This window comes from Caulobacter sp. Root1455, assembly GCF_001426905.1.
In the GTDB taxonomy this organism is placed as follows: Bacteria; Pseudomonadota; Alphaproteobacteria; order Caulobacterales; family Caulobacteraceae; genus Caulobacter.
In genome coordinates this window covers 558,764-580,936 of the sequence record NZ_LMFQ01000001.1, presented here as the reverse complement: position 1 = coordinate 580,936, position 22,173 = coordinate 558,764, and the positions used below count along the sequence as shown (strand labels likewise).

At 68.2% G+C, this 22,173-nt stretch carries 18 protein-coding genes and 2 pseudogenes; 12 read left to right on the top strand and 8 right to left on the bottom strand.

Annotated features, from left to right (window positions below):
* The first annotated feature begins 86 nt into the window (after positions 1–86).
* The 3 genes from ASD21_RS02500 (at position 87) to aguB (ending at position 4,563) form a co-directional block, all read left to right on the top strand.
* Positions 87–2,513: a TonB-dependent receptor gene (locus ASD21_RS02500; protein WP_156390577.1), complete on the top strand. Its 2,427-nt coding sequence runs from the start codon at positions 87–89 to the stop codon at positions 2,511–2,513.
* Between the two features lie 164 nt (positions 2,514–2,677).
* Positions 2,678–3,688 carry an agmatine deiminase family protein gene (locus ASD21_RS02495; RefSeq protein WP_056436148.1) on the top strand — a complete coding sequence of 337 codons (1,011 nt, stop codon included), beginning with the start codon at positions 2,678–2,680 and terminating at the stop codon, positions 3,686–3,688.
* On the top strand, positions 3,685–4,563 hold the full coding sequence (gene aguB, locus ASD21_RS02490; protein WP_056436144.1) for an N-carbamoylputrescine amidase: 879 nt from the start codon (positions 3,685–3,687) through the stop codon (positions 4,561–4,563). Before ASD21_RS02495 ends, aguB begins: the two co-directional genes overlap by 4 nt.
* 140 nt (positions 4,564–4,703) lie before the next feature.
* On the opposite strand, the gene ASD21_RS02485 is transcribed toward aguB, so the two are convergent.
* Positions 4,704–5,537 carry an acid phosphatase gene (locus tag ASD21_RS02485; protein WP_082554593.1) on the bottom strand — a complete coding sequence of 278 codons (834 nt, stop codon included), beginning with the start codon at positions 5,535–5,537 and terminating at the stop codon, positions 4,704–4,706.
* 149 nt (positions 5,538–5,686) lie between these two features.
* Here ASD21_RS02485 and ASD21_RS02480 point away from each other — a divergent pair, with 149 nt between their 5' ends.
* Both ASD21_RS02480 and ASD21_RS02475 read left to right on the top strand, forming a co-directional pair.
* Positions 5,687–7,729, top strand: a complete 2,043-nt coding sequence (locus tag ASD21_RS02480; RefSeq protein ID WP_056436138.1) for a TonB-dependent receptor — start codon at positions 5,687–5,689, stop codon at positions 7,727–7,729.
* A gap of 379 nt (positions 7,730–8,108) precedes the next feature.
* Entirely contained in the window at positions 8,109–8,903 is a 795-nt protein-coding gene (locus tag ASD21_RS02475) for a SapC family protein (RefSeq protein ID WP_056436134.1), read from the top strand.
* Positions 8,904–8,973: 70 nt separating this feature from the next.
* Here the strand turns inward: ASD21_RS02475 and ASD21_RS23745 are convergent.
* Positions 8,974–9,093, bottom strand: a pseudogene (locus ASD21_RS23745) (hypothetical protein); the annotation flags it as partial.
* Complete coding sequence (locus ASD21_RS02470) at positions 9,092–9,484, bottom strand: hypothetical protein (protein WP_056436130.1); 393 nt, start codon at positions 9,482–9,484, stop codon at positions 9,092–9,094. The pseudogene ASD21_RS23745 and the gene ASD21_RS02470, both read right to left, overlap by 2 nt.
* A gap of 128 nt (positions 9,485–9,612) precedes the next feature.
* On the opposite strand from ASD21_RS02470, the gene ASD21_RS02465 reads away from it, so the two are divergent.
* Entirely contained in the window at positions 9,613–11,793 is a 2,181-nt protein-coding gene (locus ASD21_RS02465) for a protein-disulfide reductase DsbD family protein (RefSeq protein ID WP_056436328.1), read from the top strand.
* 111 nt (positions 11,794–11,904) lie between these two features.
* On the opposite strand, the gene ASD21_RS02460 is transcribed toward ASD21_RS02465, so the two are convergent.
* Positions 11,905–12,654: a DUF1353 domain-containing protein gene (locus ASD21_RS02460; protein WP_056436127.1), complete on the bottom strand. Its 750-nt coding sequence runs from the start codon at positions 12,652–12,654 to the stop codon at positions 11,905–11,907.
* 199 nt (positions 12,655–12,853) lie between these two features.
* Positions 12,854–13,345: a hypothetical protein gene (locus ASD21_RS02455; RefSeq protein WP_056436124.1), complete on the bottom strand. Its 492-nt coding sequence runs from the start codon at positions 13,343–13,345 to the stop codon at positions 12,854–12,856.
* Between the two features lie 112 nt (positions 13,346–13,457).
* Here ASD21_RS02455 and pgi point away from each other — a divergent pair, with 112 nt between their 5' ends.
* Both pgi and ASD21_RS24555 read left to right on the top strand, forming a co-directional pair.
* Positions 13,458–15,077 (top strand): glucose-6-phosphate isomerase, encoded by a 1,620-nt coding sequence (pgi, locus tag ASD21_RS02450; RefSeq protein ID WP_056436121.1) that lies wholly within the window; start codon positions 13,458–13,460, stop codon positions 15,075–15,077.
* A gap of 93 nt (positions 15,078–15,170) precedes the next feature.
* Positions 15,171–16,652, top strand: coding sequence for an FAD-dependent oxidoreductase (locus ASD21_RS24555; RefSeq protein WP_056436116.1), 1,482 nt, complete (start codon positions 15,171–15,173; stop codon positions 16,650–16,652).
* A 26-nt stretch (positions 16,653–16,678) separates the two neighbouring features.
* Here ASD21_RS24555 and ASD21_RS25170 read toward each other — a convergent pair.
* The 3 genes and pseudogenes from ASD21_RS25170 to ASD21_RS02435 form a co-directional block, all read right to left on the bottom strand.
* A pseudogene (locus ASD21_RS25170) lies at positions 16,679–16,778 on the bottom strand (hypothetical protein); the annotation flags it as partial.
* Positions 16,779–16,787: 9 nt separating this feature from the next.
* Positions 16,788–18,866 carry a TonB-dependent receptor plug domain-containing protein gene (locus tag ASD21_RS02440; RefSeq protein ID WP_056436113.1) on the bottom strand — a complete coding sequence of 693 codons (2,079 nt, stop codon included), beginning with the start codon at positions 18,864–18,866 and terminating at the stop codon, positions 16,788–16,790.
* A gap of 233 nt (positions 18,867–19,099) precedes the next feature.
* Positions 19,100–19,312: a hypothetical protein gene (locus ASD21_RS02435; protein ID WP_056436110.1), complete on the bottom strand. Its 213-nt coding sequence runs from the start codon at positions 19,310–19,312 to the stop codon at positions 19,100–19,102.
* Positions 19,313–20,074: 762 nt separating this feature from the next.
* Between ASD21_RS02435 and ASD21_RS02430 the strand changes: the two genes are divergently transcribed.
* The 4 genes from ASD21_RS02430 (at position 20,075) to ASD21_RS02420 (ending at position 22,087) form a co-directional block, all read left to right on the top strand.
* A complete protein-coding gene (locus ASD21_RS02430; protein WP_056436107.1) occupies positions 20,075–20,332 on the top strand; it encodes a hypothetical protein in 258 nt (85 codons plus the stop codon).
* 285 nt (positions 20,333–20,617) lie between these two features.
* Entirely contained in the window at positions 20,618–20,797 is a 180-nt protein-coding gene (locus ASD21_RS23185) for a hypothetical protein (protein ID WP_082554592.1), read from the top strand.
* Between the two features lie 2 nt (positions 20,798–20,799).
* Positions 20,800–21,534, top strand: a complete 735-nt coding sequence (locus ASD21_RS23735) for a hypothetical protein (protein WP_156398257.1) — start codon at positions 20,800–20,802, stop codon at positions 21,532–21,534.
* Positions 21,535–21,601: 67 nt separating this feature from the next.
* Positions 21,602–22,087 carry a hypothetical protein gene (locus ASD21_RS02420; protein ID WP_156398256.1) on the top strand — a complete coding sequence of 162 codons (486 nt, stop codon included), beginning with the start codon at positions 21,602–21,604 and terminating at the stop codon, positions 22,085–22,087.
* The last annotated feature ends 86 nt before the right edge of the window (positions 22,088–22,173 follow it).

Below are 22,173 nucleotides of genomic sequence, written 5' to 3'. Positions count from 1 at the left end.
TACGTCGCTAAAGAGCCTCTTAATGACGTGGTCCGGCGGGCTTCATGCACCCCGTCGCGGCCTCAACGAGGGGATAGATCAAGATGATGACGAAAAAGATCGCCTGTCTGGCGTCGACCGCCCTGGTCGGGTGCCTGCTCAGCGCCACCGCCGCCATGGCCCAGTCGACCGGCACGGAAGCCGTCGAACAGGTCGTGGTCACCGCTTCGTCCGTGAAGAACCAGAACGGCGCGATCGTTCAGCAAGTGGTTCCGAAGTCGCGTTCGACCATCACCCAGGAATTCATCGCCCGCCAGGTGCCCGGCCAGACCATTCTGGACTCGCTGAACCTGATGCCCGGCGTGAACTTCACCAACAACGACGCCTACGGCTCGGCCGGCGGCGACATCACCATCCGCGGCGTCGACTCGCAACGCATCGCCCTGCTGCAGGACGGCGTTCCGCTGAACGACAGCGGCAACTACGCCATCTATCCGAACCAGCAGATGGACTCGGAACTGATCTCCAAGGTCGAGGTCAACACCGGCACCACCGACGTTGACAGCCCGACGGCCGCGGCCGCCGGCGGCACCATCAACTACACGACCCGCAAGCCCACCGACGAGTTCGGCGGCGTGTTCGAAGCCCAGGCCGGCGACGGCAACTTCCGCCGCTTCTTCGGCGTGATCGACACCGGCAAGGTCGGCCCGTTCGGCACCAGCGCCTGGTTCAGCTACGCCGACGCGATCAACGACGTGTTCAACGGCCCGGGCAAGATCCACAAGAAGCAGATCAACGCGCGGATCTATCAGCCGATCGGCGACAACGGCGACTTCGTCAGCCTGATCGCCAACTACAACGAAAACCGCAACAACTTCATCAACCGCATGACGCTGGCCCAGTTCAACGCCGGCACGGGCATCGGCTACAGCCGCGCCACCTGCGCGCGTCCGACCCCGGTCGCCGGCACCGCCCAGATCGATGTCAACGCGGGCTCCTGCTACAAGTACAACATCAACCCGTCGAACACGGGCAACATCCGCGGCCAGTCGCTGTTCCACATCGGCGACAACTTCATCCTGACCGTCGACCCCTCGTTCCAGTACGTGCTGGCCAACGGCGGCGGTCGCGCCCTGTTCAAGGAAGACGGCACCGGCTCGGGCAACGGCATCATCCGGGGCAGCGCGCTGACCGGCGGCAAGGACCTGAACGGCGACGGCGACACCATCGACAGCGTCCTGCTGTACTCGCCCAACACCACCAACACCCGTCGTTACGGCGTGACCTCGTCGCTGATCTGGAAGTTCTCGGACAGCCAGAGCTTCCGCGCCGCCTACACCTACGACGAAGCCCACCACCGCCAGACCGGCGAATATACGACGTTCAGCGCCGACACGACGCCGAACGACGTGTTCGGCGGCAAGGACGGCTACGGCCAGTCGATCAAGCTCTCGGACGGCAGCATCCTGCGCAAGCGCGACCGCGTCTCGGTCGCCACCCTGAACCAGATCTCGGTCGAGTACCGCGGCAAGTTCATGGACGACAAGGTCCTGCTGAACGCCGGCGTGCGCGCCCCGTTCTTCAAGCGCGAGCTGCATAACTTCTGCTATCAGGCCGACACCTTCACGGCCTACTGCACCAACCAGACCCCGACCGCGGTGGCGGGCAGCAACGACGGCAACGGCCAGACCCTGGTCACCCTGCCGGGCCAAGGCGCGACTCAGTACGGTCGTCCTCGCGAGTTCACCCGCAAGTACGACAAGCTGCTGCCGAGCGTCGCCGCCAGCTACGTCCTGGCCGACTACCAGTCGGTCTATGTCAGCTACGCCAAGACCCTGTCGGCGCCCCGCACCGACGACCTGTACGACAAGAAGCTGACGGATCCGGGTCCGGAACTGACCGACTCGTATGACATCGGCTACCGCTACCAGTCGCCGACCATCCTGCTGTCGGCCGCCGTCTGGTACACCGACTTCAGCAACCGCATCGAGCGCGCCTTCAACGAGCAGGACAACATCGCCTTCTCGATCAACGTCGGCGACGTGAAGAAGAAGGGCTTTGACGCCGCGTTCGGCTTCAAGCCGGAAGAGTACCTCAGCTTCTACGCCTCGTACTCGTACCAGGACTCGGAACTGCAAGAGAACATCCCGGGCACGACCCTGGGTTCGGTGCTGCCGACCAAGGGCAAGGAGCTGTATGAGGCGCCGAAGCACCAAGGCGCCGTGCGCGTCGACTGGGACATCACCGAAGCGTTCAGCGTCGGCGTCCAAGCCAAGTACGTCGGCGAGCGTTGGACCAACCTGACCAATACCGAAAAGGCGCCGAGCTACGCGCTGCTCGACCTGGACGCCCGCTACATGCTGACCAACTACCTCGAAGGTCTCGGCATGAAGAACACCTACGTCCAGATCAACGTGAAGAACCTGTCCAACGAGAAGTATCTCGGCGACCTCGCCGTGAACCCCTCGGGCACGGGCCTGGGCCAACCGGGCTACCCGCGCACGGCCAGCATCACCCTGCACGCCGCCTTCTAAGACCGGCGCACAGCGGACGAGAGAATGGGGGCGGTCCGGAAACGGACCGCCCTTTTTCTTTTGTCGCCCCGGTTTGCTAGAAGGTGGTCTTTGCTAGAAGGGCGGCTTGACCCCAGGGCCATCCCGACCCATTTGCGCCTCCCGTTTCGATCCAGGTTTCCTTCATGACCCCGACCGTCCCCGCCGAGTGGGCTCCGCACCGCGCCATGTGGGTGGGTTTCCCCAGCCACGCCGAGCTCTGGCAGGAAGATCTCGACCAGGCCCAGGACGAGGTCGCCGCCCTGGCGCGCGCCCTGGCTGGTCCCGGCGGCGAGCGCGTGCGGCTGATGGTGGTCGGCGACGAGGCCGAGGCCGCCGCCCGCGCCCGGCTTTCCGACACGACGGTCGAGATCGTCCGCGGCCAGTTCGGCGACATCTGGCTGCGCGACACGGGGCCGATCTTCACGCAGACCGCCAGCGGCGCGGTCGCGGCCGGCTTCCGGTTCAACGGCTGGGGCGGCAAGTACCAGCTGGAGGGCGACGACATCGTCGCCGAGCAGATCGCGGCCGCCAGCGGCGCGCCCCTGACCCGCAACGCCTTCGTCCTGGAGGGCGGGGCCCTGGACCACGACGGCACGGGCACGATCCTGACCACCCGCCAGTGCCTGCTGAACGCCAACCGCAACGGCGACTGGGACGAGGCCAAGGCCGCCGCCGCCCTGGCCTCGGCGCTCGGCGCCAAGAAGGTGCTGTGGCTGGGCGACGGCCTGCTGAACGACCACACCGACGGCCATGTCGACAACCTGGCCCGCTTCGTCGCGCCGGGCGTGGTGGCCTGTCCGATGGCCTTCGGGACCGACGATCCGAACGCCCAGGTCTATGCCGAGACCGCCCGCGCCCTGGCCGGCATGACCGACAGCCGCGGCTCGCCCCTGCAGGTGGTGCGCATCCCCTCGCCGGGCCGCATCGAGGACGAGGACGGCGAGATCATCCCGGCCTCGCACATGAACTTCCTGATCGCCAACGAGGCGGTGATCGTGCCGATCTACGCCGAGGAGTCGGGCGCCTTCGCCGTCGAGGTGATCAGCGGCCTGTTCCCCGAGCGCGAGGTGATCGGCCTGCCCTCGACCGCCATCCTGACCGGCGGCGGCTCGTTCCACTGCATCAGCCAGCAAGAACCGGAGGTCTGGGCATGACCCGCACCCTCAGCGTCGCGGCCATCCAGACCTCGTACGGGATGGACCTGCAGGCCAACATCAAGAGGACCGAAGGCTTCATCCGCGAGGCCGCCGCCAAGGGCGCCCAGGTGATCCTGCCGTCCGAGCTGTTCCAGGGGCCCTATTTCTGCGTGGCCCAGGAGGAGCGGTGGTTCGCGCAGGCCCATCCGTGGCGCGAGCACCCGGTGGTCAAGGCCATCGCCCCCCTGGCCGGCGAGCTGGGCGTGGTCATCCCGATCTCGATCTTCGAGAAGGAAGGCCCGCACTATTTCAATAGCCTGGTGATGGCCGACGCCGACGGAAGCCTGCTGGGCCTCTATCGCAAGAGCCACATCCCCGACGGCCCCGGCTACATGGAGAAGTACTATTTCCGGCCGGGCGACACGGGCTTCAAGGTCTGGGACACGCGCTTCGGCCGCCTGGGCGTCGGCATCTGCTGGGACCAGTGGTACCCCGAGGCCGCCCGCGCCATGGCGCTGATGGGCGCCGAGTGCCTGTTCTACCCGACCGCCATCGGCAGCGAGCCGCACGACCCCAGCCTGGACACCGCCCTGCCGTGGCGGCGGGCCATGCAGGGCCACGCGGTCAGCAACGTGATCCCGGTGGTCGGCGCCAACCGCATCGGCTTCGAGCCGTGGGACGGCTATCCGAACGGCGGCCAGACCTTCTACGGCTCGTCCTTCATCGCCGACCATCGCGGCGACCTGGTCAGCGAACTGGGCCGGGCCGACGAGGGGATCGTGGCCTCGACCTTCGACCTGGACTTCCTGCAGACCCACCGCGCGGCCTGGGGCTTCTTCCGGGACCGCCGGCCGGAGCTGTACGGGGCGCTGGCGAGCGGGCGGCCGGCTTAACTCGGCAACTCAACCCCTTGCCCCCACCTGGCGGCTTCGCCGCCTGTCCGCCCCCATAGGGGGCGGAGGACGCACCGGCCGCCGCGCCTCTTCCCCCCTTGGGGGAAGACGATCGCGAAGCGATCCGTAGGGGGCAGGCGTCAGCCGGCAGGGCAATCCTTGGGCGCCCCGGTCGCCCGCGACGCCGCCACCTCCGCCCGGGCCTTCTCCAGATCCGCCGTGAACGCCCGATCCTGGTGCAGCCGCGAGACCATGGCCGAGCCCAGATACCGCCCCGCCTCGATGTCGCTCTGATAGTGCACGCCGCAGATGATCCGGCTGTCGCCGAACTCGCGGCCGCGCGCCAGGACGGCGCTGGCGTGTTCGGGGGCGACCTCGGAGATCACCAGGGCCCAGGACCAGCCGATCAGCCCGTGGCCGGAGGGGTAAGAGCCGTCGGTCTCGATCCAGGGTTCGCGCGGCACGCAGATCGGCTTGGTGTTGCCCGCCGCCGGGCGCTTGCGCTGGAAGGCGGCCTTGGCCGGCTGGTACAGGGTCGCGGCGTCATCGGTCATCCGCAGCAGCAGGCGGGTCAGGGTCGGGGTGGCCTGCGGGCTGATGGTCACGCCGGCGGCGCAGGAGAAGCTCTTGAAGCCGTGCGCGCCCGACAGGTCGGCGTCGGCGATGGCCTTGTCCCAGGCCGGCGTGCCCGCCAGGGCGCGGGTGGCCTCGAAGGTCGCCCGGTCGGCCTGGCCGCGCGGCGAGTCCGGCGTCGGCGGCGGGCCGACGATCAAGGCTCCGTCCAGGTTCATGCCGGTCTTCAGATAGCCGACCGGCGGCTTGGACCAGCTGGCCGTGCCGGGGCTGACGGCGTAGGGCGCGGCCATCGAAGGCGGCGGCGACGCGGAGGCCTTGGAGAACAGGTCGTGGACCGGCGAGCAGCCCATCAGCAGGGCGCCGCCGAGGGCGGCGACGAGCAGCGTGTTACGGGTCATGGGCGGCCTCCGATCGATCATCCCCTCACAGAACGGCGACGGCAAGCCGCGTCAAGCTGGGTTTTGGCGCGAAGCCGCTTGACGAGTCGTAATGTTATTTCATAACACTTCGATCGAGCCGCTCCCCCGGCCAAGGTTCAGGACTTCCCATGCCCCGTCGCGTACTGCTTTCCGCCGCGAGCCTGCTGGCGTTCGCCCTCGCCGCTTCGCCAACCTGGGCCGCCGAGACTCCGGCTTCGACCGGCGCGCCGGACGCGCCCGACCTCGTGGACAAGGTGGTGGTCACCGCCGCCCCCTACGCCGTGTCGCTGGACACCGTGACCAGCAGCGTCAACGTCGTGACCCGCGACCAGCTGGACGTCGCCCCGCCGGCCGGCATCGGCGACATGCTGAACGGCCTGCCGGGCCTGCGGTCCACCTTCTACGGCCCCGGCGCCTCGCGGCCGGTGATCCGGGGCCTGTCGGGGCCCCGGGTGATGGTGCTGCAGAACGGCGTCGGCCAGGTGGACGCCAGCAGCCTGTCGCCCGACCACGCCGTGGCCAGCGACCCGGGCGAGGCCTCGCGGATCGAGGTGCTGCGCGGCCCCTCGACCCTGGCCTATGGCGGTTCGGGCATCGGCGGGGTGGTCAACATGATCGACGACCGCGTGCCGTCGACGCCCGCCGCCGACGGCCCCGAGGGCCGGCTGTCGGCCTCGGCCTCGTCGGTCGACGACGGCTGGGCCTACAGCGGCGCGGTCAAGGCCGGGAAGGGCCCGATCGTGTTCGCGGCCGACGTCTCCAGCCGGCGCACCGACGACTATTCGATCCCGACCGCCGCGGTGTCCGACCGCCTGGCGGCCCGCGACGGCCTGACGGTCGATCCCGACCATGTGGTCAAGAACACCGACGTCGAGGTCGACGCCTACGGCGCCGGCGTCTCCTGGGTCCACGACCGGGGCTTCATCGGCGCTTCGGTCAAGAAGACCGACACCACCTACGGCGTGCCCTACGAGCAGATCCTGGCCCCGATCGACCCCAACGCCGAGGGGCCGGTCTCGATCCACCTGCAGCAGACCCGCTACGACCTGCGCGGCGAGCAGGCGCTGGATACGCCGTGGTTCGAGAAGGTCCGCGTCTCGCTGGGCTACGCCGACTACGAGCACGCCGAGGTCAGCGTCGAGGACGGCGCGGTCGGCACCCGCTTTCTGTCGCACGGGACCGAGGGCCGGGTGGAGCTGGTGCACCGTGAACACGACGGCCACCAGGGCGCCATCGGCTTCCAGGCCCTGGACCGCCACTTCGAGGCGATCGGCGACGAGGCCTTCGTGCCCTCGACCGACGTCAAGGAGTATGGGATCTTCACCCTGCAACGCCTGGACCGTGGGACCTGGGGCCTGGACGCCGGCCTGCGCTTCGACACCCGATCCTTGCAGACCCCGACGCAGAAGCGCGACTTCGACAACGTCTCGGCCTCGCTGGGCGTGTTCTACAAGCCGACCGACGCCCTGTTCACCGCCCTGACCCTGTCGCGCAACGGCCGGGCCCCGACCGAGTTCGAGCTGTTCGCCGACGGCCCGCACCCCGGCACGGGCGGCTTCGAGGTCGGCGACGACAGCCTCGACAACGAGACCGTCACCTCGCTGGAGGCCACGGTCCGCTGGAAGAGCGACCGCCTGCGCGCCGAGGGCCACCTGTGGGCCGCCCGATATGACAACTTCATCGAGGAGGCCCCGACCGGCGCGGTCCAGGACGACCTGCCCGTCTACCAGTACTTCCAGACCAAGGCCGACTTCCATGGCGCCGAGCTGGAGGCGGCCTACGACGCCTGGCGCGGGGCCAGCCAGTCGATCCGCCTGGAGACCACCTTCGACTGGGTGCGCGGCGACACCGACGCCGGCGTGCCCGCCCGCATCCCGCCGTGGTCGCTGGGCGGCTCTGTGGTCTGGACCGCGCCGCGCGTCGAGACCACCCTGGAGGTGCGCCGCGTCGCCGAACAAGACCGCGTGGCGGCCTTCGAGACGCCGACCGACGGCTACACCGTGGTCAACCTCAAGGCCACGTTCAGGCCGATCGCCGATTCGCCCCTGCGGCTGTTCGTCGACGGCCGAAACCTGACCGACCAGGAGATCCGCGAGCACGTCTCGTTCCTCAAGGACATCGCCCCATCGCCGGGTCGTTCGGTGCGGGCGGGGGTGGCCTGGAAGTTCTAGGATCGGGTTCGATAGCGCATGAGGATGCTGGAGACTTCGGCGCTCATCTGGTTGTCATCCCGGAAGCCTCGTAGAGGCTGTCCGGGACCCAGGTGACTGGGCTGATGTGGTGCGGCCGCCCCTGGGTCCCGGACAGCGCTGCGCGCTTCCGGGATGACAACCAGAGAGGGGATCATTCAAGTCCGAACCCTGAGGGTCGCGCCGGATGCGGCGGTTTTCGCGCCGTTTTCCCGCCACGGACGAACCGGAAGCTGGACTTAACCACAAGGCGGGAGGGGTCGATTGCGAGACCCCTCCGGATCGGCTAGAAGCGCCGGACCTTTCAAAGGCCGCCTAAGCGCAATAGGCGTCCGTTCATTAGCCTTTTGTCGAGCTGTTCATGGAAACGACCCAACCCGCCGGCGGCATCTCCGGCAACGTCCTGTTCTACTCCTCGCCGGAGCCGCTGAACCGCGAGCAGCACGCCAAGCTGGCTCTGGTCCACAAGGACAAGCCCTACGGCTTCGCCCTGAACGGCACCGCCGTGCCGCTGGCCGTCACCGAATTCGCCCCGGCCGCCCTGAGCTATCCGGTGATCTTCGCCGGCGAGGACCGCGTGCCGCTGGCCGTGATGGGCCTCAACACCGGCGAGAACCTGTTCATCCAGGCCGACGGCGGCTTCGACGTCGGCGCCTACATTCCGGCCTATATCCGTCGCTATCCGTTCGTCCTGGCCAATGACGAGAGCCAGGACCGCCTGATCGTCTGCATCGACCGCAGCTCGGACCTGCTGGCCGAAGGCGGCCAGACCCCGCTGTTCGACGACAAGGGCGAGCCGACCGAATACACCCAGAACTGCATCAAGTTCTGCGACGACTTCGAAGTCGAGCGCCGCCGCACCGACTCGTTCGTGCAGCTGCTGAAGGACAACGACCTGTTCGAACTGAAGAAGGCCGTGTTCACCCCGCTGGACGCCAACGGTCAGCCGGGCGAGCCCCAGACCGTGGCCGAGTACTACGGCGTCTCGGAAGAGAAGCTGAACGCCCTGCCGGCCGACAAGGTCAAGGAACTGCAGACCAGCGGCGCCCTGGCCCAGATCTACGCGCACCTGGTGTCGCTGATCGGTTGGGACCGCCTGATCGCCCTGGCCACCATCCGCCAGCAGCAGGCGGCCGCCAACGGCGCGCTGAACTAGACTTCACGTCCTCGGACGTGCGGAGAGGCGGCGGATCCGAAAGGGCCCGCCGCCTTTTTCTTTTGCGGATCAGGCTTGGTGCGTCCTTCGAGGCCCGCTTCGCGGGCGCCTCGGGATGAGGAGCCTTGTTGCTGAATTCCTCATCCTGAGGTGCGAGGCGTAGCCGAGCCTCGAAGGACGCACGGCGCCTACCGCGCGAAGATGCTCCGGGTCAGGCACGAGAAGACCAGCCGGCCCGCCTCGTCCAGCAGGTCGTGCTGGGCGATGACGATGCCCTTGCCCTCGCCGACCGGGTCCTTGCCCATCACCGTCATGCGGCCGCGCAAGAGCTCGCCGGCCGGCGGGTTGCGCAGCCAGCGCAGGGCGTCGACGCCGACCCGCTTGGTCTGGGGCCAGGCGGCGCTGGCCTCGGCGTCCAGCTTCGACCAGATGGCGAAGACCATGGTGTCGGGCGCGCCGCTGGCCGCCGGCCAGCCGGGCTGGAACGCCGCGCAGAAGGTCTCCAGCGCCTTGTCGTCGACGACCGTCGCGCCCAGCGACACCACCTGGCCGATTTCGATGTCGTCGAAGGAAGCGGGCATGGATGGACGACTCTCTTGCGAACGCGGGTCTTCGACCTGATCACGACGGCTTGGCCATTGTCGAGAGCGCTTGGAGAGGTCATGTGTCTTGCAACTTGGCCCCGGTCGGCCGCGCCTGGAATCCGTTCATGTCGCTTCGAAAGCTGTTCGCCGTCGTACCGGCGTTGATGGGCGCCCTGCTGCTGGGCGCCCCGCTGCTCACGGGGGCGGCCAAGGCCGAGCCCGTCCAGACCGGACATATCGAGGTCGAGCTGGTGTCCCAGGAGGCCGGCGCCGCGCCGGGCGGGGTGGTCTATGTGGCCCTGCGCCAGAAGATCCAGCCCGGCTGGCACACCTATTGGCGCAATCCCGGCGACGCTGGCGACGCCACCAAGATCGTCTGGACCCTGCCGGCCGGCTGGACCGCCGGCGACATCGTCTGGCCGACCCCGGAGAAGAGCCGCGTCGGGCCGCTGCTGGACTTCGCCTACACCGGCGAGGTGCTGCTGCCGGTGCCGATCACCGTGCCGGCCAACGCCCAGGTCGGCTCGGTCGTCACCCTGAAGGCGGCCGCCGCCTTCCTGGTCTGCGAGCAGGTCTGCGTGCCCGAGGACGCCGTCGTCACCCTGACCCTGCCAGTCGTGGCAGGGATGCCGCAGGCCGACCCGAAGTGGGGCGCCAAGGTCGCCGACACCCTGGCCAAGGCCCCCAAGCCGGCCGGGCTGAAGGCGGTGTTCGAACTGCGGGGCTCGGTGCTGAAGCTGGCCGTGACCGGCGCGCCGCTGAAGGGCGCCGACGTGTCCGGCGCGTTCTTCTATCCCTATTCCGGCAAGGTCATCGAGCATCCGCCCGAGCAGGCGATCGAGCGCGGCCCCGAGGGCCTGACCCTGTCGCTGACCCCCGGCTACGACTTCACCCAGGCCGAGGCCAAGCCGACCGAGCTGGCCGGGGTCCTGGCCCTGAACGGCGCGGCCTACGAGATCACCGCCACGCCGGGGACGATCCCCGCCGAAGCCGGCGGCCTGGGCGCGCCGCCCGCCGCGCCGGCCAAGGCGGCCGGATCCGCGCAAGGCGCCAGCCTGGGCCTGCCCCTGGCCGTGGCCTTCGCCTTCCTGGGCGGCCTGATCCTGAACCTGATGCCCTGCGTCTTCCCGATCCTGTCGATGAAGGCCGCCAGCCTGACCGCCCACGCCCACCACGCCGGCAAGGCCCGCGTCCAGGGCCTGGCCTTCCTGGCCGGGGTGGTCGTCACCTTCCTGCTCCTGGCCGGTCTGCTGATCGCCGTGCGGGCCGGCGGGGCGGCCGTGGGCTGGGGCTTCCAGCTGCAGTCGCCGGTCGTGGTCGCGGGCCTGGCCCTGCTGATGCTGCTGGTGGCGCTGAACATGTCGGGCGTGTTCGAGGTCGGCGCCTCGGTGCAGGGCGTGGCCTCCGGCGCGTCCGGCGGCGGAATCGGCGGCTCGTTCCTGACCGGCGCCCTGGCCGTGCTGGTGGCCGCTCCGTGCACCGCGCCGTTCATGGCCGGGGCCCTGGGCTACGCCCTGACCCAGCCGCCGCTGCTGTCGCTGGCGGTGTTCCTGGGCCTGGCCCTGGGCTTCGCCGCGCCGTTCGTGATCCTGGCCTTCGCCCCGGCCCTGCTCTCCCGCCTGCCGCGCCCGGGTCCGTGGATGGACGTGCTGAAGAAGGGCCTGGCCTTCCCGATGTACGCCACCGCCGCGTGGCTGGCCTGGGTCTTCAGCCAGCAGACGGGGTCGATTCCCCTGGCCGCCCTGCTGGCCGCCAGCGTGCTGGTGGCCTTCGCCGCCTGGCTCTACGGCCTGGCCCAGGCGCGATCGATCGCCGGCAAGGGCGCGGCGGTCCCGTTCGTCCTGGCCGCCCTGTCGCTGGTCGCCGCCGCGGCCCTGGTGGTGCTGGGCGTCCGCGCCGTCCCCGCCGCTTCGGCGCCCGCGGCCGCGACGACGGCGCAGGCCCCGGCCGGTCCCGGCCTGAGCGCCGAGGCCTGGAGCCCCGAGAAGGTCGCGGCCCTGCAGGCCGAGGGCAAGGTGGTGATGGTCGATTTCACCGCCGACTGGTGCGTGACCTGCAAGGTCAACGAGGGCACGGCGCTGAAGGGCCAGCGCCTGGTCGATGCCTTCAAGGCCAGCGACGCCGTGCTGCTGCGCGCCGACTGGACCAAGCGCGACGCCACGATCGCCGCCGCCCTGGCCGAGCACGGCCGCGTCGGCGTGCCGCTGTACCTGGTCTATCCGAAGGGAAGCGGCGCGCCGGTGATCCTGCCGCAGCTGCTGACCGAGGGCCTGGTGATCGAGGCGATCGAGAAGGCGGCGTCCTAGATCCTCCCCCTGTGGGGAGGCGGCCGAAGGCCGGTGGGGGGATATTGTTGGGTCGGCCGACCACTCCCCCCTCCGTCGGCTGCGCCGACACCTCCCCCACAGGGGGAGGAACTACTTCTTCTTGTCGCCCTTGCCCCCGAACGGCAGCCGTTCCTTCACCTGGTCCAGCGGCGTGCGGGTGACCACGACCGGCGGCGGGGCCGTGATGATCGGGGTCTTGATCGGATAGGCCCGCCAGCCGCTCTGAATCAACGCCCCGAAGCCCTGGCAGCGCGGCAGGATCCGCACCGCCCCGGTGCGCGGTTTGGCGAACGGCGCGGGCTGAAAGATGTCCTGGCGCTTGGGATCGGTGAACTTCCAGTCGGTGGGCAGGCCGTAGCCCTTGTCGCCGCCGATCCGCACGGCCTTGTAGGCGATGTTGGCCTGGAACGGCGGCACGCCGTATTTCAGCATCGCCCGCAGGAAGATGGCGTCGGCCTCCTCGCGCTTGCCCGGCTCGCCGATCGTGTAGAGCCAGTCGTGGACGATGGCCGCCCGCGCCGTCGGTCCCTGCGGATCGACGAAGCCCTGGCCGTACCAGGGCACGCTGGCGAAGTCGGTGACGTACCAGCGCGGCACGACGATGACCTTGCCGGTCTCGACGTCGCAATAGGGGAACTCGGCGTCCAGGGTGAACAGCTTGCGGCCGTCCTTGGTCTGGTTGAACAGCATCACCGGCTGCGGCGTCAGCGAGCTGGGCGGCGTCGGGGCCACCATCGGCACGAAGACCGTGGTCTTGGTCTCGGTGGCGCAGCCGGCCAGGACGACGGCGAGCGCGGCGAGCGCGGCGAGCGCGGCGGGGAGCTTGGACTTCGGCGACATGCGTGTGCGGGCTGGAGCCTTTGCGGGGCGAACGGACGCTCGCCTTCTGGACGGCGAGCGCCGCCGTAGCAAGGACGGATGGCGAACTTGCGGCGACGCGCCGCTGACCTGGCGCGGGTTTTGTCAAACGCGGGTCGAGGATCTGAAGGCAGGCCGCAAGGTGGCCGTGGCCAACAGCGCCGGATGAGCGGAACGTTGCTTAAGCCGCCGGCTTCGGCGGCGCGGTGATCACTTCGACATTGTCGTTGAGCAGATAGACCATGTCCCTCAAGGCCAGGTCCTGGTCCTTGACGGTCTTGGCCTCGGCGACGGCCTTCAGCTTCTCGGGCAGGTCCTGGCTGATGCCCCGCAGGATGCATTTGAGGTCGTCGACCGCCCCGCGTTCCTTCAGGGTCACGTGGCCCTTCATGTCCAGGGCCGACAGCTCGCCGATCTGGCCCTGGAAGGCGTCGAAGCCCTTCAGAGCCTTGGCGACGGTGTCGGGCGTCTTGGGCAGGGCCTGGCGATAGGCCTCGGTCCGGGCCTTCAGTCCGCCGGCCCGCTTGACGATGTCGGCGAACAGCGGCTCGCCCGCCACGGAAGGCGGGATCGGAGCCTGCTGGACCACGGCCGGCGCGGAGCCGGTCTGGGCCTCCGGACTGAACGAAGCGAACCACAGCATGGCGGAAAAGGCGACGGCGTCACAGGACATGGGCTCTCCCCGCGAAAAACGTCATTGGTCTTCATGACGCGGCGGCATCCGTTTGGTAAGCCCGCCCGGGTAAACGCCGATTTACCAAAACCATAGTGTGAAGGAACGCCGCATGGCCGATCTCGACGCCGCCTGGACCCGCCTGGAAGACGCCGCCAAGGCCGCCGGCGAAAAGCGCATCGTCGAGATGTTCGACGCCGAGCCCCGGCGCCTGGAGACCCTGACGCTGGACGTCGCCGGCCTGCACATCGACCTTTCCAAGCAGGCCTGGGACGAGGCCGGCCTCGAGGCCGCGCTGGACCTGGCCCACGCGGCCGACGTCGAAGGCGCCCGGACCCGGATGTTCGGCGGCGAGGCGATCAACGGCTCCGAGGGCCGGGCCGTCCTGCACGCCGCCCTGCGCGCCAAGGCGAACGCCGACTTCAAGGCCGGCGGCCAGCCCGTGATGGCCGAGGTCGAGGCCGTCCGCGCCCGGATGAAGGCCTTCGCCGAGGCCGTCCGCTCGGGCGAGATCAAGGGCGCGACCGGCAAGCCGTTCAAGGCCATCCTGCACATCGGCATCGGCGGCAGCGACCTGGGCCCCCGCCTGCTGTGGGACGCCCTGCGGCCGATCAAGCCCGGCATCGACCTGCGCTTCGTGGCCAATGTCGACGGCGCCGAGTTCGCCCTGACCACGGCCGACATGGATCCCGAACAGACCCTGGTCATCGTGGTCTCCAAGACCTTCACCACCCAGGAGACCCTGGCCAACGCCGGCGCCGCCCGCGCCTGGCTGGCCGCGGCCCTGGGCGAGGCCGGCGCCAACCAGCACCTGGCGGCGATCTCGACCGCGCTCGACAAGACCGCCGCCTTCGGCGTGGCCGACGATCGGGTGTTCGGCTTCTGGGACTGGGTGGGCGGCCGCTATTCGCTGTGGTCGTCGGTCAGCCTGTCGGTGGCCGTGGCCTGCGGCTGGGACGCCTTCCAGGGCTTTCTGGACGGCGCGGCGGTCATGGACGAGCACTTCGCCACAGCCTCGCTGGAAAAGAACGCGCCGGTGCTGATCGCCCTGGCCCAGATCTTCAACCGCAACGGCCTGGACCGCCGCGCCCGTTCGGTCGTTCCGTACTCGCACCGCCTGCGCCGCCTGGCCTCGTTCCTCCAGCAGCTGGAGATGGAGAGCAACGGCAAGTCGGTCGCGCCCGACGGCAGGCCCGTGACGCGCGGCACCGCCACGGTGGTGTTCGGCGACGAGGGCACCAACGTCCAGCACGCCTATTTCCAGTGCATGCACCAGGGGACCGACATCACCCCGATGGAGCTGATCGGCGTGGCCAAGTCCGACGAGGGCCCGGCCGGGATGCACGAGAAGTTGCTGTCCAACCTGCTGGCCCAGGCCGAGGCCTTCATGGTGGGCCGCACCACCGACGAGGTGGTCGCCGAGCTGACCGCCAAGGGCCTCTCGGCGGCCGAGATCGCGACCCTGGCTCCGCAGCGCACGTTCGCCGGCAACCGGCCCTCGACCCTGGTGCTGATGGAGCGCCTGACGCCCCGGACCTTCGGCGCCCTGATCGCCCTCTACGAGCACAAGACCTTCGTCGAGGGGGTGATCTGGGGCGTCAACAGCTTCGACCAGTGGGGCGTGGAGCTGGGCAAGGTGATGGCCGGCCGCATCCTGCCGGAGCTGGAAAGCGGGACCGTGGGCTCGCACGATCCGTCGACGGCGGCGCTGATCGAGCGGTTGAAGGTCTAGCGCGCCGACCGCGCCTTCGACCTTGGCGGGCGCCGTCTTGACTCACACTTAAAAGTGGCGCCAATCCTGAGTGACAACTCAAGGTGGGTGGCCATGATCAGGAACGGCAAGGACATCGCCAACGGCACGGTGGTCCAGACCCAGGTGTGCGTCGTCGGCTCCGGCCCCGCCGGCGCCACGGCGGCCTGGTATCTGCAAAAGGCGGGGCTGAAGGTCACGCTGATCGAGGGAAGCCGCGACTTCAAGGGCGACCTGCAGGCCAGCTGGCCCGACAAGACCCTGCTCTATGACGGCGTGGCCGACGGCCTGTTCGCGTCCAACGAGTCGGATTTCCTGATCCGGCCCTATGCCGACCAACCCGGCTACGCCTCGGAACGCGAGCGCTTCTACGGCGGCACGGGCGCGCACTGGGGCGGCCAGTCCCGGCCGCTGGATCCGATCACCTTCGAGAAGCGCACCGGCTTCCCCGGCTGGCCGATCTCTCGCGAGGACCTGGACCCGTACTATGCGGAGGCGGCCGCGTTCACCAGGCTGCACGGCGACGACTTCAGCGCCGAAACCTGGGCCGGGATCCTGAAGGCCGAGGTCCCCCAGCTCGCCGGTTTCGACGTCGAGATGTACCAGTATATCGGCCGGGCCTATCGGAACCTGGCCACCGCCAGCTTCGACGGCGTCACGCTGGGCGACACCTCGGTCGATGTGATCCTCAACGCCAGCCTGCTGGAGATCGATCACGAGCAGGGCGCGGTGCGCTCGCTGCGCGTGGCCAGCCTGGACGACCAGACGCCGCCCCAAAAGGCCACCGCGTTCACCGTCCAGGCCGACGTCGTTGTCCTGGCCTGCGGCGCGGTCGAGAACGCCCGCCTGCTGCTGTTGTCGAACGCCGGCAACGAGCACGACCAGGTCGGCCGCTATTTCATGTGCCATCCGCTGTCGACCGGCCAGGTGATCACCACCACGCGGCCCTATCTGGACGACCCCGAATCCCGGCTGATGGCCGGAGACACGCTGAACGGCATGCGTCCCGTCCCCTGGACCGATGACAACGGTGTGCGCGTCTCGGGCCGGTTCTCGCCCAGCGCCGAGCAGCAGCGCGAGCTGGGCATCGGCAGCTGCTGGTTCTGGGCCGGCTACGGCCAGTACTATTTCGAGATGTTCCCCAATCCCGACAGCCGCGTGACCCTGGCTGACACCGTGGACCCGATCTTCGGCCAGCGGCGGACCCACATCACCTGGGAGGTCGGCCTGGCCGACGAGACCACCTATCTCCAGACGACCCGGCTGTTCAAGACCGCCGTCAACGCCCTGCACGGCGACGTGGTCTTCCAGCCCTGGGAGTCGGTCAAGGACCAGCTGATCGTCAACGGCCACCACATCGGCACCACGCGGATGTCGGCCGACCCCGCTCAGGGCGTCGTCGACGCGAACCTCAAGGTGCACGCGATCGACAACCTGTATGTCGCCGGATCGTCGGTGTTCGCCTCGACCGGGATCTCCAACCCGACCTTCTCGATCATCGCCCTGTCGATCCGGCTGGCCGAGCACCTGGCCGGCAAGCTGGCGACCAAGGGCTAGGATCGATATTCAAGCGCCGTGCCTGGTCCTCGTCCTTCGACAAGCTCAGGATGAGGACCCTTGCCGGCGTCGGCGTTGGAAAACCTCATCCTGAGCTTGTCGAAGGACGAGGTTTTCGGGAGCCAAATGCGCCCCCTAGAACGTCTTCCTCAGCTTCAGCGACAGGAAGGTCCGCGGGTTGATGTCGCGTTCCTCGGTGAACTTCACCGGCCGGGGCGACGTGCGGTCCGCATAGACGGTGCGGCGGATCACGAAGTCGTCCCAGAGGTTCAGCTGGGCGCGCAGCGACAGGGTCGGGGTCGGCTTGTACTCGACGAAGCTCTCGAAATAGGCCGCGCCGCGCCAGCTGCTGGTCTGGTCCGGGTCGTAGGTGCCCTGGCCCAGCAGCGGCAGCCAGTTGATCCCCCACTGGGTCTTCCAGGCCACGATGTCCTGCTGGAAGCCGATATTGGCCTGGGTCGGACGCACGCCCGAGATCGGACGGTCCTCGCCGGTGGTCGGGTCGGTGACGTGGGTCTCGTTCCAGTCGTTCTTGAAGGTGAAGCGGCCGCCCTTGATCCCCCACTTGTCGGTGGGCACCACGATGTTGAGCGACAGGCGGTCCAGCGTGCCGTTGCCGATGTTGCCGGTGGCCGACAGGCCGCCGTCCAGCGGCAGGCGGTCGATCACGTCGATGATCTCGTCGTGGCGATAGCCGACCGAGACGATGCCCTCGCCCCAGAAGCGCCTTTCATAGGTGAGCTCCGAGATCCAGCGCTGCTCGGGCTTGAGGTCGACATTGCCGCCGTGCACGTTGCCGTCGTCGAAGTCGGACGAGGCCACGAAGTCGCCGAAGTCCAGCTGGCCCAGCTCGCGCTCGAAGCGGAACCGCACCTGGTGGTTGGCCTTGGGCGTCCAGGTCGCCTGGAAGCGGGGCTTGGCGTAGAAGAAGCTCTCCTCGGCCGAGGCGTCGCCCGACTGCTTGATCGTCGAGGTCTCCAGCCGCAGGCCGCCCTCCAGGGTCAGCTTGGGGTCCACCCGCCAGGTGCCCTTGACGAAGGCCTCGCCGCGCAGCTCCTCGACCTTGACCGAGGCGCTGGGCAGGGTCTGCGCCGCTCCGCCCAGGGTGAAGGCCTGCTGGGTGTCCAGCATGTTGTAGGCGACCTCGCCGCCGGCCTCGATCGTCAGGGCCGCGCTGCGCTCGTGGCGGACCAGGGCCCGCAGGATCGATTCCGACGAGTCGCCTTCCGAGGTGAACCGGGCCTCCGGCGCGACGACGCCGTGCTCGGTCTCGCTGCTGGTCGCCTCGTTCTCGAAGCTCTCGAACTGGTGGATGACCCGGGTCTCCAGCGTCCATTTCGGCTTCAGCGGCCGGATATAGGTCAGGCCCAGCTCGCCCGACTTGGTGTCCTCGGCATAGTCGCTGTACGCGCGGTCGGGGCCGCCGGTGACCCCGATCTCCTGCCATTCCTGCCAGTCATGGATCCCGTACCGGGCCGTGGCCTCCAGCTTGCCGCCGGCCGCCGGGGCCGAATAGTTCAGGCGGATCGAGTCGCCGCCGCCATAGCCGTCGTTGGCGAACGGCAGGTCGGACAGCACCGCCCCCGCCGCGTCGCGGACGATGTCGCGGCCCGGACCGTTGGAGTCGCTGGTCGAGGTGCCGTCGCTGAGCAGCACGCTCCAGCTGCGCTCGCCGTTCTTGGCGGTGAACTGGTAGCTGCCGCCCCAGACGTCGTGGCCGCCGTCGAACAGGCTGTTGTTCAAGGTGACGATCGACTGATGGCTGGCCGCCGTCTTCAGGATCACGTTCACCACCACCGAAAAGCCCTGCATGTCGATGCCCGGGGCGCCGCCGCGGATCAGCTCGATGCGGTCGACCTGGCTGGCGGGGGTGCGCTCCAGCACGTCGGTGCCCTGGTCGTTCTTCGAGGCCGGGCGGTTGTTGTTGATCAGGATGTTGCCGACCGCCCCCTCGAAGCCGCGCGCCCCGCTGCCGTCGTCGGGCGAGAAGCCCGGCACGCGCTCGACCATGTCCAGGGCGGTGTTGGGCCGCTGGCTGGCGAAGAAGTCGGGGGTGAAGACCAGCACGCCCTTCTGGGCGGCGTCGTTCAACGGCGCCTCGGCGGTGGGGCCGGTCGGAACGGGGGCCTGGGCGGCCTGCGGCGTCTCGGCGGCGAAGGCCGAGCCGGCGGTCAGAAAGGCGGCGGCGGTCGCCAGCAGCATGGTCTTGGTCATCGGAAGTTCCCCTCAGTGAGATGACAACTGCCGGTCCGCGCCTCCGAGCTCAAGTTACAAGCCTGAAAGGTAGATTACATCGAAGATATATTACCGGATATTCATGTTCCCTGGATTGGCGACGTCTGTGGATAACACTGATGAACGCGCCGTTAAGACTTGGCGAAACCTGAGGAACATTCGAGCCGCGGCCGGGGACAGGCGTCGCGCGCGTCCCCGGCGGGGCCCGACGGTCAAGGGCGCGCCTTGTCCGCCTCCCCCGCCAATCGGGCCAGGGTCTGCTCCCGGAGGCGCAGGATCCTCAGATTGATCTCCCGCATCAGCGCCTCGCCCGAGGACTCCAGCCGGGCCTGGATCTCGGCGTCGGTGAGGCGGTCGAGGTCGTCTGTCTTCCCGAAGGCGGCCAGGTGATCGTTGGCGGGCGTGGGCGGCTTGGGTCTGCTCATCGCAATCTCCATCAAGGCTGGGTTGGGCCGTCGCGTCCTCCGCCCCCCATGGGGGCGGACAGACCGCGAAGCGGTCAGGTGGGGGCAAGGGTTCGCGGGCACGATCTGACAGGCACGGCTTTCCGATCTCACGCGGGGACCCGCTGAGGGCTGGGGAGGCGGCGGAGCGTCCGGGCCATGCCCGGTGTAGGATTGTGGAGTGTACCGTTTCGGCCTGGGCCGGAGCGCTCCGCGCGGCCGGTGGACGAGAGCCTTCGGATCGCGGATTTTTAACCCGCTCCGATGGAGGCCCCCGGCGGGCGGAGGGGCGACGAAACCCCGTCCGGACCGCGCGGGCGATTTCAGCCCGCGCCTGGCGCCCCCGCCGATCCTTCGCCGGCCGGGCTTCGTCCCGATGTTTCAGGGAACCTGCCCGGACCGCCCGAAGCGTCACTCAAGACCACCGACGAACGCTTCCCGCTCGACCGCCCCCGCCACCCGCCAGGTCGCCAGCTGGACGGCCTCCCCGGTGGTGGGACGAGAGGTATTATGCGGGCGTTTTGGCGGTGTAGGACGAAATTGGGTCCGCGCTCACGCTGGGCGGGGGCAGGGCGTTGAATTTGTTGGGGGCGAACTGCGCGGATCCCCGTGGTGAAAAGAGGATAGCCAGCCCAGGTTGATTGACTCCGCGCGTCGCCGGCGTGAGAACAAAACAGAAACATCGGAGATCTTTATGCAGACCCAACGGACCTTTAGGCCCGCTCGCCCCGCCGTGTGCGCGCCATGACCCGCCGCAGCACGCGGGGCGCGATGCGCGATCCGGAACGGTTCTTCGAAAGCCTGGCCCCGGCCCGCCAGGCCTGCATCGACCAGCTCCGGGAGCTGCCGCCCGCCGGCCCGCACTACGCCATGATCCGCGTCATCATCGCCGCCCTCGACGTCGCGGCCGAGTTCTTCACCCACCGCCGCAGTTTCTTCCTGAGCTCCAGCCCGGACATGGTGGGCGCGCGGGTTCCGAAAGCGGAGGAGAGGGGCGGATAGGGCCTGGCTGGGCCGCGCCTCAAGGTTCGACCTGAACAGGTCGGGGTGAACCTTACATCTCTTGGAGGCCGCCCCGTCCTGCGATCGTCTCGCCGTGAGATGTAAGGAATAGCTCCGCGCCATTAGCGAACCTTCAGGCCGCGCCAGAAGGCTGTTTCTGGCGGCTTACTGTCCGAACGCTTGCGAATCTCCGCAGGCGTAACGATGTTCAATTTTGAGGGCGCTTGACGCAGCAGCATCGGCCACGCTCTCGCAAAGCAGACATAGTTGCCTTAGTATGGACCCATGGCGAAGAACACCGGATCAGGCAGTCGGAAAGGCGCGGTCAAAGAGCGTGTCCAGGCCCTCAATCCTGTGACCAAGCGCTACGTAAAAATCGACACCAGCACGGGTCGTATCGTCGACCACAAAAAGACCGCCGGGCCCTACAAGGGTGTCCGTGAGGTCGCGACAAAGAAGAAGTAGCCTTGGCGCTGGTCTTCTCCCCCATTTCCGACGATGTGTTGCTGACGACCCCCCGCGCTTTGTTCCCTCAATGCGCCTTCGTCATGCGTCAACTAGGGAACCCGCCAGCGCTCGATGAAGCGATGAACAAACTGGTGGGAGAGGTTTTCGAGCATCGTGGGGTTGGTATCAAAGATGCAGATGGTTCCACCGGAGGAAAAGACTTTCTCGAACGCATCCTAGGTCTAATACGTGGCACGGCGTTTACGGTCGCCATCTTCTCAGAAGATACTCGACCAACAGCCATGGCAAATATTGCTTTGGAGCTCGGCTTCGCCTCGATGTGCGGCAAGCCGCTCATCATCGTGAAGTCCAAACTTGCGCCTCCTCCCTCAGACCTGACACGTACTGACTGGATTGAGTACGACGATGGGGACGAGGCGCGATTTCGACGGAAGCTCAATCAAGCGCTGGACGAACTGGACGCGCTCGCCGGTTTCAATGAGTCGCTCTTGGAGGTGGCGCTAGAGGCACCGGCGATGGACTGCGCTGTAGCGTTTGAGCGAGCAAGCAAAGCGTTCCTCTTGACCAAAGAACCGCGCTTTCTAGACAGCGCCGAGCAGATCGCCAGGCGTCTCGACGAGTCGGCCCGAGACGATCAAGTCGCTGACTTGGCCCGTGTGCGAGACGAAATCCTTATGTTTGTGAAGCAGGGGCGTCGCGCTTTGGCTGGCCCGGTAGGGGGAGCGGCCGCATGAAGGTCGCTACTTTAAGCTCGAGGAGATCAGGGTCTGATCGCCGAACCAGCATTGAACGGGGGTCATGATGAGCTGGAACAACGAGCAGGCCGAGCAGTATTTCCAGAGCATCCGAGTGCTAGTGACCGATCATGCGGTCGAGGTCCGCGGCGAACTGTGGGACTACGGCGCCAAAGTGCGCATGAAGGCCTTCTGGCCGGGCGGAGACTGGGAATTCGCGAAGGAGTGGTCAGTGGACACGGCACCGCCGCCAGCGGCTGTAGCTGCAGAGGTTCTTCGCGAAATCAAAGCGCGGAGCGAGCGCGCGGAATTGCTCGCTACCCTTACCGAAATTGAGCGCCGCGCCTTCGAGTTCGGCCCCTGGATCCGGCGCGTCGCCGAAGCGGAATATGCAGGCCAGCTGCCGCATGCAATCACCCACCGGAGTACCTTGGAACGTTGGGAGCAGCACTTGGCTGACCTATCTCAGATTCGCCCGCAGTATCGCCTGGCATATGTGGACGCCATCCACGCAGCTGGCGGGAGCAGTGAGGATCTTCCCGGCATTGCCTAATGGTAGAGCACCCGATCTCAACGGGTCAGAAATGCCAACCCCTTCCCCCACCGCCCCTCATCCGCTATAGCCCGCCCCACCATGAC

What these genes read in the sequence shown, in the direction of transcription:
- ASD21_RS24555 (WP_056436116.1), top strand. Translation starts at nt 15,171, where the DNA reads ATGATCAGGAACGGCAAGGACATCGCCAACGGCACGGTGGTCCAGACC.
- ASD21_RS02455 (WP_056436124.1), bottom strand. Translation starts at nt 13,345, where the DNA reads ATGTCCTGTGACGCCGTCGCCTTTTCCGCCATGCTGTGGTTCGCTTCG.
- ASD21_RS02475 (WP_056436134.1), top strand. Translation starts at nt 8,109, where the DNA reads ATGGAAACGACCCAACCCGCCGGCGGCATCTCCGGCAACGTCCTGTTC.
- ASD21_RS02480 (WP_056436138.1), top strand. Translation starts at nt 5,687, where the DNA reads ATGCCCCGTCGCGTACTGCTTTCCGCCGCGAGCCTGCTGGCGTTCGCC.
- ASD21_RS02495 (WP_056436148.1), top strand. Translation starts at nt 2,678, where the DNA reads ATGACCCCGACCGTCCCCGCCGAGTGGGCTCCGCACCGCGCCATGTGG.
- ASD21_RS02420 (WP_156398256.1), top strand. Translation starts at nt 21,602, where the DNA reads ATGAGCTGGAACAACGAGCAGGCCGAGCAGTATTTCCAGAGCATCCGA.
- ASD21_RS23185 (WP_082554592.1), top strand. Translation starts at nt 20,618, where the DNA reads ATGGCGAAGAACACCGGATCAGGCAGTCGGAAAGGCGCGGTCAAAGAG.
- ASD21_RS02465 (WP_056436328.1), top strand. Translation starts at nt 9,613, where the DNA reads ATGTCGCTTCGAAAGCTGTTCGCCGTCGTACCGGCGTTGATGGGCGCC.
- aguB (WP_056436144.1), top strand. Translation starts at nt 3,685, where the DNA reads ATGACCCGCACCCTCAGCGTCGCGGCCATCCAGACCTCGTACGGGATG.
- ASD21_RS02440 (WP_056436113.1), bottom strand. Translation starts at nt 18,866, where the DNA reads ATGACCAAGACCATGCTGCTGGCGACCGCCGCCGCCTTTCTGACCGCC.
- ASD21_RS02500 (WP_156390577.1), top strand. Translation starts at nt 87, where the DNA reads ATGACGAAAAAGATCGCCTGTCTGGCGTCGACCGCCCTGGTCGGGTGC.
- ASD21_RS02470 (WP_056436130.1), bottom strand. Translation starts at nt 9,484, where the DNA reads ATGCCCGCTTCCTTCGACGACATCGAAATCGGCCAGGTGGTGTCGCTG.
- pgi (WP_056436121.1), top strand. Translation starts at nt 13,458, where the DNA reads ATGGCCGATCTCGACGCCGCCTGGACCCGCCTGGAAGACGCCGCCAAG.
- ASD21_RS02430 (WP_056436107.1), top strand. Translation starts at nt 20,075, where the DNA reads ATGACCCGCCGCAGCACGCGGGGCGCGATGCGCGATCCGGAACGGTTC.
- ASD21_RS02435 (WP_056436110.1), bottom strand. Translation starts at nt 19,312, where the DNA reads ATGAGCAGACCCAAGCCGCCCACGCCCGCCAACGATCACCTGGCCGCC.
- ASD21_RS02460 (WP_056436127.1), bottom strand. Translation starts at nt 12,654, where the DNA reads ATGTCGCCGAAGTCCAAGCTCCCCGCCGCGCTCGCCGCGCTCGCCGCG.
- ASD21_RS02485 (WP_082554593.1), bottom strand. Translation starts at nt 5,537, where the DNA reads ATGACCCGTAACACGCTGCTCGTCGCCGCCCTCGGCGGCGCCCTGCTG.